Below are 12,502 nucleotides of genomic sequence, written 5' to 3' on the forward strand. Positions count from 1 at the left end.
GGAAGAGTCTATTGGCGATGCTCCCAAGGTGGCTACCGAAGTCTAGCTGACCTTGGGATATAGAAAAACTGCCGCCCCTGCAAAAAGCTCTGTCGCAGCGATGGGAAACGTATCTCGTTCTGCATATAATGAGGTCATATGACGGTGCGTCTGCATACGCGCGGCGCATTTCCATCGAACCGAGAAGGAGCTCTGCATGGATCCCAACAAGCGTCCCGACGACATGGTGCGTATCACCACTCCCGAACTTGCCCAGGTGTTCATCGATGAGCAGGTCGCTGCAATCCGCGAGCAGATCGGCGACAAGAAGGTCCTGCTGGCTCTTTCCGGCGGCGTCGACAGTTCGGTTGTCGCGGCCCTGCTCATCAAGGCCATCGGCAAGCAGCTCATTTGCGTGCATGTGAACCACGGCCTGATGCGCAAGGGTGAGAGCGAACAGGTCATCGACGTCTTCAAGAACCAGATGGACGCTAACCTGGTCTATGTGGACGCGACCGATCGCTTCCTGGATAAGCTCGTGGACGTCGAGGAGCCCGAGGCCAAGCGCAAGATCATCGGTGCCGAGTTTATCCGCGTGTTCGAGGAGGAGGCCCGCAAGGTTGGCGAGGAGGTCAGTTTCCTCGCCCAGGGCACCATCTATCCCGACATTCTTGAGTCCCAAGACGGCGTGAAGGCTCACCACAACGTGGGCGGTCTGCCCGAGGATCTGCAGTTTGAGCTCTGCGAGCCCGTCAAACTGCTGTACAAGGACGAGGTCCGCGTCGTGGGTCGCGAGCTCGGCCTGCCCGAGAACATGGTCGAGCGCCAGCCGTTCCCCGGTCCCGGCCTGGGCGTCCGCTGCCTTGGTGCCATCACCCGCGACCGTCTTGAGGCGCTGCGCGAAGCCGACGCGATCGTGCGCGAGGAGATCGACAAGGCGGGTCTGACCATCTGGCAGTATTTTGCCGTCGTGCCCGACTTCCGCGCCACCGGCGTGCGCGAGGGCAAGCGCGCCTACGATTGGCCCTGTATCATCCGCTGCATCAACACCGTCGATGTCATGACCGCCGAGGTGCCTGAGCTCGACTGGGCGCTGCTCAAGCGCATTACCGCTCGCGTGACCGCCGAGGTCCCCGGTATTTGCCGCGTTTGCTACGACCTCACGCCGAAGCCCGTTGGCACGGTCGAGTGGGAGTAAGCTAACTCAGCTGGTAGGCGACGAGAACTAGCAGATGTGACAAAGGGACAGTCCCTTTGTCACATCCTCGATATTATGTGCGGGATGGTACGCCACGCGGCGTGCCATCCCGTTCGTTATTTTAATGAGCCGAGTGCGCGAGTGGGAAGAGTCACGAGCATGGTCGTTCCGCGCTCCGAGCTCTCTTCGACCTCGATGGAGCCGCCGTGGAGTGCGGCAATCTCCCAGACCAGTGCAAGCCCCAGCCCCACGCCGCCATATGCCCTGCTGCGCGATTTGTCGACGCGAAAGAAGGGCTGAAAGATGCTCGTCTGGTATTGCTCGGGAATGCCCGGTCCCTGGTCGCGCACGCGTAGCAGCACGCGGTCGCCTTCGGCGCAGGCGTTGATTTGCACGGTCGAGTTGGGCGCGCTATAGCGTATGGCGTTTTCGGTCAAGTTGAACAGCAACCGATAGATCAGCGTGTCGCTGCCGATCGTTTGCGCGTCGCCCTCACTTGTAAGCGTGATGTCTTTTTGCTCGGCAAGGGGTGCCAGGTCCGTGAGCACTTCTTCGATCATCGGCGCTAGGTCAATCACATCGTTGCAAGGGACACTGCGCAGCTCGCTCATCTCGAGCAGGGTCTTTGTCATGTGCGTCATTCGCTCGGTCTGCTCCTGCAGCAGCCCGAGCAGGCTCGCTGTATCGGCGTCGACGTCGGGGTGCTCGGCGCAAAACAGCTCAACCTGGGCCTGCATGAGCGCAAGCGGCGTGCGCAGTTCGTGCGCCGCATTGCCCGTAAACTGTCTTTGTGCGGAAAATCCCTCGTCAAGGCGGGTAATCATGTCGTTAAACGACGCGCTGCAGCGCCTGAGTTCAGAGGGCACGTCCTCGCTGATTTTTGTGTCGGCGAGGTTGTCGGGCCGCACGCTCTCGACTTGCGTCGCAAAGAAGCGCAACGGCCGCAGCGCATGTCCGCTCACAAAGTAGGCCAGCACGCCGCCGAGCAGCGTCACCGCCGCAGTTATATACCAGCTCGTCGCGCCAAACGATTCTTGGGCGTCGTTCACGACGATGGTCAGCGCGTCGTCGAGCTCTTTGTTTGTCGGGTCAAATGAGCTGGGCGAGGCCGCCTCCACCTTGCTGTGCGCCGATAGTTCATTGCCGATCGAGTCCATGTAGCGCATGCCGGAGTAGCCAACCAGGCAATTCATAAGTACGCAGGTTGAACATATCAGCAGTGCCGTCATCAACGTGATGCGCCACTGCAGCGACAGCCGCTTCATTTGCCGTCCTCCATAACGTAGCCTTCGCCGATTCGGTTGCGGATGGGGTCGTGCCCCAACGCGCCGCGCAGCTTTTTGCGCAGCGACGAGATGTGCACGCGGGTCGCGTTGCTAAAGCTGTTGACGCTGCTGTCCCATACATGCTCGATAAGCTCTTCCTGGCTCACCGGCCGCCCCTGGTTAAGCATCAGGTATTCCAAGATGCCGGTCTCCTTGCGCGTGAGGGATAGGGTCTCGCCGCCCACGGAGGCGAGGCGCGCCTTAGTGTCAAAGCTCAACAATCCACAGGTTAGAACAACGTCGCTTTGCGTAAAGCGCCTGAGCGTGAGGCTGCGTATACGTGCCGCCAGCTCGTCAAGATGGAACGGCTTGGTGAGGTAGTCGTTGGCGCCCGCATCGAGCCCCGCTACCTTGTCGGAGACCTCGCCACGTGCCGAGAGCACAAGCACCTTGGTCTCACAATCAGTTGTCCTGAGTTGCCTGAGCACGGTCATGCCGTCGACATGGGGGAGATTGAGGTCGAGCACGACAAGATCAAAGGTCTCGACATCGAGTAGATCGAGGGCCTGCTGCCCGTCGTAGCAGCAGTCGACGCTATAGGCCAAGTTGCGCAGGCTGCGTGCGATCGCATCGCACAGCGCCCGCTCGTCCTCGACGACCAAGATGCGCATAACGTTCTCCTTGCATAGTCATTCACGCTTAACACGGATTTTATAGTCGGTATGGTCCAATGGGTCGCGAAACGAAAGGAGTGGTCAGATTGTTCAAAGCGATTAAGCCTGTGGCGCAGGTGGCTTTGCTGATCGTTGGGGTAGCCATGGTTGGCTTTGGAATTATGCGCGGCGAGGCAGATGCCGTGCTGGCCAAGGCAATCAGGCTGTGCTTGGAGTGTATCGGAATTGGATAAAAGAAAAAACACTGCATCGCATCTTTTGGCGAGATTCCGCGGATTGATTCAGGCGGCGGCGACGCTTGCGACCAATATTCACCTGCCTAACTTTGCCAAGGGCGGTATCTACCAGGGAGCCGGCAAAGCCGTCTGCGTGCCGGGGCTTAACTGCTACTCGTGTCCAGCGGCCTCGGGTGCGTGCCCCATCGGGTCGTTTCAGTCGGTGGTGGGATCGTCTAAGTTCAGCTTTTCGTATTACGTCACCGGAACGCTCATTCTGATCGGCGTGCTACTGGGACGTTTTGTATGCGGCTTTTTGTGTCCGTTTGGATGGCTGCAAGAGCTTCTGCATAAGATTCCCAGCAAAAAGCTCTCCACGAAAAAGCTCAAGCCGCTCACGTACATCAAGTATGCCGTGCTACTGTTTGCCGTGGTGCTACTGCCCGTCTTGGTGGTTAACGATGTGGGTATGGGCGACCCGTTCTTTTGCAAGTACATCTGCCCGCAGGGTGTGCTCGAGGGCGCGATTCCGCTGTCCATCATGAATACGGGAATCCGCTCCGCGCTGGGAAAGCTCTTTTCCTGGAAGCTCGCGATCCTCATTGCGGTTGCGGTGCTGAGCGTGCTGTTCTACCGCCCCTTCTGCAAATGGATTTGCCCCCTCGGTGCGTTTTATGCGCTCATGAACAAGGTGTCGTTGCTGGGGATTCAGGTTGACCAGTGCAAATGCGTCTCGTGCGGTAAGTGCGCCAAAGTGTGCCAGATGGACGTGGACGTTACGCGTACGCCCAACCATGCCGAGTGCATTCGTTGCGGCAAATGCGTGGGCGCATGCCCCGTCGATGCCATTAGCTTTCGCTATGGGCTGGGTGTGACGGGCGACAAACCCGCGCAGCCCGCGCAAGCCTGCGAAAACAAATAGGTATCTATATAAGTTTCGATACAACGGAGGAACCATGAAACTGTCAAAAATTGCGGCCCTGCTGATGCTGCCCGTGCTGGCGCTGACTCTCGCGGCGTGCTCTGCCCCCAAGGGCGACGCGAAGGATGCTACGAGCGGCGATGCGCAGATTGCCGAGCTCATAGCGCAAAAGCCGTCAAGTGCCGAGGAGGCGGCCGAGCTGTATCAGCAGCTGCTGCAAAAGGAAAACGAGATCTTTGCGAGCGATAACGCCCTATGGGAAAAGGTGTTCCTTGCGGCCAACAAAGACACCCCCATGATTGAGGACGGCAAGAACTACGGTGACTTCTTGCTCGATACCATCGAGGGCGCCAAGGATCAGTTTGCGGCTGACGAGCTTAAGACGCTTAAGGCCGGCGCGCAGCAGGTCAAGGAGATCGAGGACAAGCTCATGGCGCTGGAGAAGGAGTTCCCCGGATGTGGCAGCACGCCCGGCGAGGGGGAGAGCGTTGATGCCTCGACCGCGGGTATGACCAACGGCGAGAGCGGGGAGACGAAGTTCCCCAGCTTTAAGGGCAAGGACTTGGACGGCAACGATGTAAACAGCGACGAGCTGTTCTCCAAGAACAAGGTCACCGTCATGAACTTCTGGTTTACCACCTGCAAGCCGTGCGTGGGAGAGCTGGGCGATCTGGAGAAGCTCAACAAGGAGCTTGCCGAGAAGGGCGGCCAGGTCGTGGGCGTTAATTCCTTTACGCTCGATGGCAACAAAGACGAGGTGGCTGATGCCAAGGACGTGCTTTCCAAGAAGGGCGTGACGTATAAGAACATCTGGTTTAAGTCGGACAGCGAGGCCGGAAAGTTCACCTCCAACCTGTACTCGTTCCCGACCACCTACGTGATCGACCAGAACGGTAACATTGTGGGAGAGCCGATCATGGGCGGCATCAACTCCGCTGAGCAGCGCGAGGCGCTCAACAAACTGATCGATCAGGCACTCGCGAAGAGCGAACAGTAAGTCCGTGGGACAGACAACTGAAGGGGAGTCGCTGGAAACAGCGACTCTTTTTTCTGCTTCGGGGTAGCATCATGGGTATACGTCGAAAGGGCACGCAGCTTTTCGTGCATTGCCTGAGCGGTGCGCGAAGCAACCAAGCTGTGAGTTTTCTTAAGCGTTCTGGGTATGGCAGTGTCAAGAATATCGGCGGCATAAGCGGCTACACGGGAAAGGTGGTGCGTTAGCTATGAAGGTGGTTATCGTTGGAGGCGTCGCGGGCGGCGCATCGGCGGCGGCACGTTTGCGCAGACTCGACGAGCAGGCCCAAATTGTCATCTTTGAGCGCACGGGTTTTGTATCGTATGCCAACTGTGGGCTTCCGTACTACATTGGCGGCGTGATAGAAGAAGAGAGCGCATTGACGCTGCAGTCTCCCAAGGGCTTTTGGGATCGCTTTCGCATTGCGGTCAAGACGAGTCACGAGGTGTTTGCCATCCATCCCGATTCGCATACGGTCGAGGTTCGCAATATGCTGACGGGCGAGGAATTTGTCGAGACGTATGACAAGCTCATCCTGTCGCCGGGTGCAAAGCCGATTCGCCCTGCGTTGCCGGGCATCGACTCGGATAAAATCTTTAGCCTACACACCGTTGAGGACACGCTGCGTATTCACAGCTATGTTCGAGAGCGGCGACCGAGCAGTGCCGTCGTGATCGGCGGCGGCTTCATTGGCGTCGAGACGGCGGAGAATCTGTGTGAGCTGGGGCTCCAGGTGACCCTTCTGCAGCGTCCCGTCCAGCTTATGAACAACCTGGATTACGACATGGCGACCCTTTTGCATACCGAGGTGCGTGAGCACGGTATCGATCTGCGCCTCAAGGCCGATGTGACAGGTTTTGAGGAAGTTGATGGCCGCGTTGTCACCCATGTTGCGGGCGATGACCCTATCGGAGCCGATATGGTGCTGCTTGCCATTGGCGTGGCACCTGAGAGCCATCTGGCGCAAGAGGCGGGGCTCGAACTGGGCATCAAGGGGGCTATTGTGGTCAACGACCGCATGGAGACCTCTGCTGCCGACGTGTATGCCGTGGGCGATGCCGTGCAGGTCACGCATCAGGTGACCGGCGAGGACGCGGTCATTTCGCTCGCCGGCCCCGCCAACAAGCAGGGGCGTGTCGTCGCCGATGTCATAGCCGGCATGGACAGCTGCTACCGCGGATCGTTGGGCTCATCGGTTATCAAGGTATTCGACTTGACGGCGGCAAGCACGGGACTATCCGAAAAGGCAGCACGCGCGGCGGGAATTGACTGCGACAGCGTGGTCCTGTCGCCCGGTTCGCATGCGGGTTATTATCCGGGTGCAACGCCCATGACCATGAAGGTTGTCTTCGAGAAGCAGGGATTGCGCCTGCTGGGTGCGCAAATCGTGGGCATCGATGGTGTGGACAAGCGTATCGACGTTCTGGCGACTGCCATCCAGGCAGGCATGCGCGGCGATAGGCTTAAGGATTTGGACCTAGCATACGCGCCGCCGTATTCATCGGCGAAGGATCCCGTCAATATGGCGGGCTTTATGATCGAGAACCTCAATCGCGGCATACTGGCGCAGTGGCATTGGGAGGATGAGCCCAACTTGCCACGCGATGGCAGCGTGCAGCTGCTCGATGTTCGTACGGAAGGGGAGTATGAGCGCGGGCATATCGATGGTTTCGTAAACATTCCCGTCGATGATCTGCGCAATCGCCTGGGCGAGCTCGACCGGGCCAAGCCGGTCTACGTGATTTGCCAGAGCGGCATTCGCAGCTACATTGCTTGCCGCATTTTGGCGCAGCATGGCTTTGAGTGCTTTAACTTCTCGGGCGGCTATCGCTTCTTTGTGGCCGTGACTGAGGCTCGCCGCGGCAGCGCTAACGTTATGCCGTGCGGGCTCGAAAAGTAGCGCGCATTGGAATGTGACAAAGTGACAGCCTCTTTGTCGCATCGGGGATGTTATATGCGGGATGGTGCGCCATGCGGCGTGCTGTCCCGTTCGTTTTTTGGCGCGGTTCGTTACACTCCTCACTGGTATCGGCCAAAAATGAGGATAGAGTAGGACAAACGCGCCGAACGTGAACGGCGGGGGAGCGGGCGAGCGCGCCCGCGCGAGAGAGGTTGCCGTCCATGCTGGATCTCAGAGTTATTTGCAAAAGGTACGTTACGCAGTCGTTTACGCAGGTAGCGCTCGACAGCGTAAGCCTGTCTTTTCGCGATAACGAGTTCGTAGCCATTCTGGGTCCCTCGGGTTCGGGTAAAACTACGATGCTCAACGTCATCGGTGGACTCGATCATTTCGATTCGGGCGATCTGCTGATCGACGGCATCTCGACCAAGGACTTCAACGACCACGATTGGGATGCCTATCGCAATAATCGCATCGGCTTTGTGTTCCAGAGCTATAACCTCATTCCGCACCAGAGCATTTTGGAAAACGTGGAGTTGGCGCTTACGCTCGCGGGCGTGGGGCATGCCGAGCGCCGCCAACGTGCGCGCAAGGCGCTCGAGGCAGTCGGTCTGGGCGAGCACGTTGACAAGCGCCCGAGCCAGCTTTCGGGCGGGCAGATGCAGCGCGTGGCCATTGCCCGCGCCCTGATCAATGACCCCGAGATTGTGCTGGCTGACGAGCCGACCGGCGCCTTGGACTCAACGACGTCCGTCCAGGTCATGGATTTGCTCAAGGACGTTGCGCGCGACCGTCTGGTCATCATGGTCACGCACAATCCCGAGCTGGCGTACCAGTACGCCACGCGCATTGTCAACCTGGCGGACGGCAAGGTCACCGACGATTCAGATCCCTTTGATGCTGCCGAGGCCGCGCGTCGCGAGGCCAAGCCCACGCGCAAAACCTCGATGAGCTTTGTGACGGCGCTTGGGCTTTCTGCCCGAAACCTCATGACCAAGAAGGGCCGCACGGCCATGACGGCCTTTGCAGGTTCGATTGGCATTATTGGCATCGCGGCGATTCTGGCGCTCTCCAACGGCGTAAACGGCTACATCAAAAAGGTCGAGGAGGACACACTCTCGAGCTACCCGCTTACGATTTCCAAACAAGATTATGACCTGTCATCCATGATGGGCGGGAATGGGACTGCGGATGACGATACGTCCAAGAACGAGGGCTCGTCCGACGGCAGCACTGACGGCAAGGCTCGGGGAACCGATAAGATTCCTGTGGTCACGGCCGTAAAGGATATGTTTGCGAGCGTTAAGTCCAACGACATGACGAGCTTTAAGGCATGGCTCGATGCCGGTGGCGACGGCATCGATAAAGAGGTCAATGCCATCCAGTACGGCTATGGCGTGACGCCGGTTGTCTATCGTGCGGGCAAGGGCGATGAGAAGCCTGTCCGGCTGGTGCCCAACGCTATGACCGAGGCCATGAGCGGCGGCGCGAGTTCGGCGGCGACGGTGAGCATGGAATCCATGGGAACCTCGGTCTTTAACGAGATGATTGACGACCAGAGCCTGCTCGACAGCCAGTACGATGTTGTTGCCGGCCATTGGCCTACGTCAGCCAACGAGGCCGTGATGGTGCTTTCGAGCCGCGGAACGGTGGGCGACTACACGCTCTACAGCATCGGCGCGCTGGATATCGATGAACTCAACGATCTGGTAAACAGCGCCATGACGGCCGACGGCAAGGTCGAGACGCCCGAGACCGGCAGCGACTTTACCTACGACGACGCGCTGTCCACGGCGTTTAAAGTGTTGTCGCCGGCCGATGCCTATCGCAAAAACGAAGAGACCGGCATGTGGACCGACATGTCTGGCGATGCCGACTTTATGACGGCCAAGGTTGCCGACGGTATTGACGTGCGTATTGTGGGCGTGGTGCGACCGAACGAGATGGCCAACGCGAGCGCGTTGTCTCCGGGTATTGCCTATACACACGCGCTGACTCGCCAGCTTATGGAGCGCGCCGCCGATTCACAGATAGTGCAGGAGCAACTTGCCCACCCCGAGACGGATGTCTTTACGGGCAAGACCTTTGACGAGTTGCAAGGCGAGGCCAAGCAGGGCGTGGATCTGGGCAGCATGTTCAGTGTGGACGAGGCGGCGTTGAAGAGCGCGTTCTCGTTCGATGCATCTGCACTCTCGGGTGCTGCCGGTGGCATGGATCTTTCGGGCATCGATTTGTCGGGCCTGGATATTGACCTTTCGGGCGTTGGCAAGGACATCGACTTCAGCGACATCATGGCCAAAGCGCCGGCCCCAGATTTCTCGGGCATCTTTGACGGTCTGGAGCTCACGCCCGAGCAAATGCAGCAGGTGGGAACGCTTGCCAACCAACTGTTTGAGGGCTTTTTGCAGTCTGATCAGTTTAAGGCGCTGTCGCCCGAAGATCTTAAGGACGCGTCGAAGCTCGCCGCCGCGTTCTCGACGTATCTTGAGAGTGATGCGGTAGCCCAGCAAATCCTGGCCCAGCTCAAAGCGCTCGGCGGCGATGCCCTGGTAGAGCGCCTGCAGCACGCGATGACCGACTATGTGCAAAAGCAGCTGGCTCCGTATCTGCAGCAGGCTATGGACCAGGTCATGAAGACGATCAGCGAGCAGATTGCGACGACGGTATCGTCCCAGCTCAAGGCGGGCGCAGCAGGGCTTATGGATCAGATGGCGACGCAGATGTCTTCGAGTTTTACCAACCTGGCGAGCGCTATGCGTGTGGATGCGAGCGCCTTTGCTCGTGCCATCCATTTCAACATGGACGCCGAGGACCTGAGTTCGCTCATGATGAGCTATGCCAAGGCGTCGCAGCTCACCTACGATAACAATCTGACCACGTTGGGCTATGCGGATGAGGCAGATCCCATCTCGGTTAAGATTTTCCCGCGCGACTTTGAGGCCAAGGAGCGCGTACTCGATCACATCGATGCGTATAACAAGCAGGTCAAAGCCGCCGGCCACGACGAGCAGGCAATCTCGTACACCGACTACATGGGCATTATCATGGGTTCGGTAACCGACATCGTGAACACCATCAGCTTGGTGCTCATCGCATTTGTGAGCATCAGCTTGGTCGTCAGCTCCATCATGATCGGCATCATCACCTACATCAGCGTGCTGGAACGTAAAAAGGAGATTGGCATCCTGCGCGCGATCGGCGCGTCGAAGCGCAATGTGGCCAACGTGTTCAACGCCGAGACTTTCATCGAAGGCCTCATTGCTGGCGTCTTCGCCATCGTCGTCGTGGTGCTCGTGAGTTTTCCGGTCAATGCCTGGGCGCTTGCGGTCAAACAGGTCCCCAATCTGATGAGCCTGCCCGTGCAGGATGCGCTGGTGCTCATCGCGATTTCGGTGTTGCTGACGGTTGTCGCTGGCCTGCTGCCGGCCCGCAGCGCATCCAAGAAAGACCCCGTGGAGGCCCTACGTTCCGAATAATGTGACAAAGGGACAGCCCCTTTGTCACATTCATCTCCCTGCACCTAGTTCGTTTTGCCCATCAGCGTGATGCGGATGGGTGGATGGGTGTACTCGTCAAACTCGTCCTCGGGATCCGTGTCAAACGAGTAATACGCTTTGATGGGGTCGTCACTCGTCCTGATAGAGATTCTCTCGTAGAGCGAGCCGTTCAAAAAAGCCTGCCTAAACTCTTCGGGGAGCTTCTGCGGTGCTAGGAGCTCGGGGCTTGCGGTCTTGACGTCTATGGTTTGGACAACAGAGGAAAGCGCGTCAAGGTCGAGCTCGATACGGGCAAGGTTGTCCTCGAGGCTCGCGTCGGGGTCAATCTCTGCCGCGTAGCTCACTTCCGTGAGCGTTCCCTTGTTGTCAAAATCCATGTACGTATAGGTCTTTTGGGTATCGGAGTCGCCGTCGTGCAGATAACCGCGGACGTGATAGCCGTAATCTTGATATCGCTCGTAGGGGTCATCGGCGGATACGTACTCGCATGCGGGCTCTAGCGTCTTGCGGGCGATGGCGATCTGCTCGGCCGCGGCCGCGGCGTTCTGTTGCATCTCGATGTTTCCCTGCGCCAGCTGCGGGATATAGGCACCGCACACGATTGCGAGGGGCAGTGCCACAAGCGCGACGATCCACTTTTTTGCACGGGGGATAGGCACGCCACAGGCCTCTGCCATGGCCTTTGCGTTGGCAAAGCTTTCGGCAAGCACGTCTGCCGCGGTGGCGACGGCGCCTACGGCAGCGGCGACTTCTGCCGCACCGCCCAGGTTGCGTGCGGTCTCATTGTCGCTGTTCTTGAGCAGACGCGCGGCGGCCTGCGTGCCAACAACGCCTGCAATTTGTGCCGAGCGGTCTTTCTCAGCCTGCTCGACGACGAGTCGGTGCTGCATTTCTTTCCACTGCTTGCCGCGCATGCCAAAGCGCGGCGCGAGCGCGCAGTAGCAGAAGATGGCGAGCTCGACGGCGGTGAGCGCCAAGGCGGTCATCATGCCCGTCTCCTGGAAGCTTTCATGATGGAAGACGATATCGTCAATCATTTCGAAGGGAATGATCAAAAAAGGCAGCACAAACGCCATGGCAAGCGCCGCGCCGGCAACCTTGGGACAGATGCAGTATCGCTGGATGCGCTTGCGTTCTTGTTCGGAAAGTGTAGCCATAGCTGCTCCTTGATGTCGTGGCGGTCGTTGCGGCGCATGGGGTGCGGGGCGCATCAGTTTGAGCTAGCGCTGGATAAGAACATAGAGCAAGATGCTCATCGCGATGAGCAAGAAGCCTGCGATGTTAAACATCAGTGTGGCAAAGTTGCCCACGATGGGGCGTTCGACATAGCTTTTGTCTGGGTTGCTGGGGTTGTAGTACACGGTCATTTGGCTACCGAGGGGCCAAAGCTGCTCCGCGAGGGTGCCTAGGCGGGCGATGGGGCCTGTCTGCACGTGCAGCCAGCCCTTGGCGTCTTCGTAGGCGGTGGCTTGCGTGCGGATGGGGAGTCCCGACAAGCTTTTGGTCTTTATGCCACGGAATTGTTTTTTCGCGCGGTATTGCGTGCCGTCGACGGCGTATTCCAAAACGGGATACATCCTGCCTTCGCCCATAAAGCGATGGTCGATGACCGTTCCCATGGTCACGGCGGTACAGGCCTTGGCTTTCTTGCGAGCGGCGGCTTTCATGAGCGCGCTCACTCCGATAAGCAGGATGCCGATGCCCCCAACCAAGATGAGCGCGAGCAGGGATATCTGCGACGTGGTCACGGCGTTCTCCTTTGGTGCGATACCGTCATATGTGACCCAGTATAGAGGATCCCGCCATCGATGAGCTATTGCGGGGGGGGGGGGGGGCA

The 12,502-nt window shown here is 58.7% G+C and carries 10 protein-coding genes; 6 read left to right on the plus strand and 4 right to left on the minus strand.

Features of this window, described 5'->3' with window-relative positions; translation table 11 throughout:
- Positions 1-196 precede the first annotated feature (196 nt).
- Entirely contained in the window at positions 197-1,177 is a 981-nt protein-coding gene (gene guaA, locus DW024_RS00970) for a glutamine-hydrolyzing GMP synthase (RefSeq protein WP_118376735.1), read from the plus strand.
- Positions 1,178-1,293: 116 nt separating this feature from the next.
- Here guaA and DW024_RS00975 read toward each other — a convergent pair whose 3' ends face one another.
- Positions 1,294-2,442, minus strand: coding sequence for a cell wall metabolism sensor histidine kinase WalK (locus DW024_RS00975; protein ID WP_117798073.1), 1,149 nt, complete (start codon positions 2,440-2,442; stop codon positions 1,294-1,296).
- Positions 2,439-3,113 carry a response regulator transcription factor gene (locus DW024_RS00980; protein WP_118376736.1) on the minus strand — a complete coding sequence of 225 codons (675 nt, stop codon included), beginning with the start codon at positions 3,111-3,113 and terminating at the stop codon, positions 2,439-2,441. The genes DW024_RS00975 and DW024_RS00980 overlap by 4 nt, the downstream gene beginning before the upstream one ends.
- Positions 3,114-3,202: 89 nt before the next feature.
- Between DW024_RS00980 and DW024_RS00985 the strand changes: the two genes are divergently transcribed.
- From DW024_RS00985 to DW024_RS01005, 5 genes are all read left to right on the plus strand, one after another.
- Positions 3,203-3,349: a CD1871A family CXXC motif-containing protein gene (locus DW024_RS00985; RefSeq protein WP_197032826.1), complete on the plus strand. Its 147-nt coding sequence runs from the start codon at positions 3,203-3,205 to the stop codon at positions 3,347-3,349.
- On the plus strand, positions 3,342-4,253 hold the full coding sequence (locus tag DW024_RS00990; RefSeq protein WP_118376737.1) for a 4Fe-4S binding protein: 912 nt from the start codon (positions 3,342-3,344) through the stop codon (positions 4,251-4,253). Before DW024_RS00985 ends, DW024_RS00990 begins: the two co-directional genes overlap by 8 nt.
- A 34-nt stretch (positions 4,254-4,287) precedes the next feature.
- On the plus strand, positions 4,288-5,250 hold the full coding sequence (locus DW024_RS00995; RefSeq protein ID WP_117736508.1) for a redoxin domain-containing protein: 963 nt from the start codon (positions 4,288-4,290) through the stop codon (positions 5,248-5,250).
- 226 nt (positions 5,251-5,476) lie between these two features.
- The gene (locus DW024_RS01000; RefSeq protein WP_118376738.1) at positions 5,477-7,168 is read left to right on the plus strand and encodes an FAD-dependent oxidoreductase; all 1,692 of its coding nucleotides are present in this window, start codon (positions 5,477-5,479) and stop codon (positions 7,166-7,168) included.
- 221 nt (positions 7,169-7,389) lie between these two features.
- Complete coding sequence (locus DW024_RS01005; protein ID WP_118376739.1) at positions 7,390-10,644, plus strand: ABC transporter ATP-binding protein/permease; 3,255 nt, start codon at positions 7,390-7,392, stop codon at positions 10,642-10,644.
- A 44-nt stretch (positions 10,645-10,688) separates the two neighbouring features.
- Here DW024_RS01005 and DW024_RS01010 read toward each other — a convergent pair whose 3' ends face one another.
- Positions 10,689-11,822, minus strand: coding sequence for a hypothetical protein (locus tag DW024_RS01010; protein WP_118376740.1), 1,134 nt, complete (start codon positions 11,820-11,822; stop codon positions 10,689-10,691).
- A gap of 63 nt (positions 11,823-11,885) precedes the next feature.
- Positions 11,886-12,413, minus strand: coding sequence for a DUF3592 domain-containing protein (locus DW024_RS01015; protein WP_117635840.1), 528 nt, complete (start codon positions 12,411-12,413; stop codon positions 11,886-11,888).
- Positions 12,414-12,502 lie beyond the last annotated feature (89 nt).

This window comes from Collinsella sp. AF37-9, assembly GCF_003475115.1.
Classification (GTDB): Bacteria; Actinomycetota; Coriobacteriia; order Coriobacteriales; family Coriobacteriaceae; genus Collinsella.

Excerpts from the sequence above, each read along its gene's own strand:
- guaA (WP_118376735.1), top strand. The coding sequence starts at position 197 with ATGGATCCCAACAAGCGTCCCGACGACATGGTGCGTATCACCACTCCC.
- DW024_RS01000 (WP_118376738.1), top strand. The coding sequence starts at position 5,477 with ATGAAGGTGGTTATCGTTGGAGGCGTCGCGGGCGGCGCATCGGCGGCG.
- DW024_RS00975 (WP_117798073.1), bottom strand. The coding sequence starts at position 2,442 with ATGAAGCGGCTGTCGCTGCAGTGGCGCATCACGTTGATGACGGCACTG.
- DW024_RS00995 (WP_117736508.1), top strand. The coding sequence starts at position 4,288 with ATGAAACTGTCAAAAATTGCGGCCCTGCTGATGCTGCCCGTGCTGGCG.
- DW024_RS01005 (WP_118376739.1), top strand. The coding sequence starts at position 7,390 with ATGCTGGATCTCAGAGTTATTTGCAAAAGGTACGTTACGCAGTCGTTT.
- DW024_RS01010 (WP_118376740.1), bottom strand. The coding sequence starts at position 11,822 with ATGGCTACACTTTCCGAACAAGAACGCAAGCGCATCCAGCGATACTGC.
- DW024_RS00980 (WP_118376736.1), bottom strand. The coding sequence starts at position 3,113 with ATGCGCATCTTGGTCGTCGAGGACGAGCGGGCGCTGTGCGATGCGATC.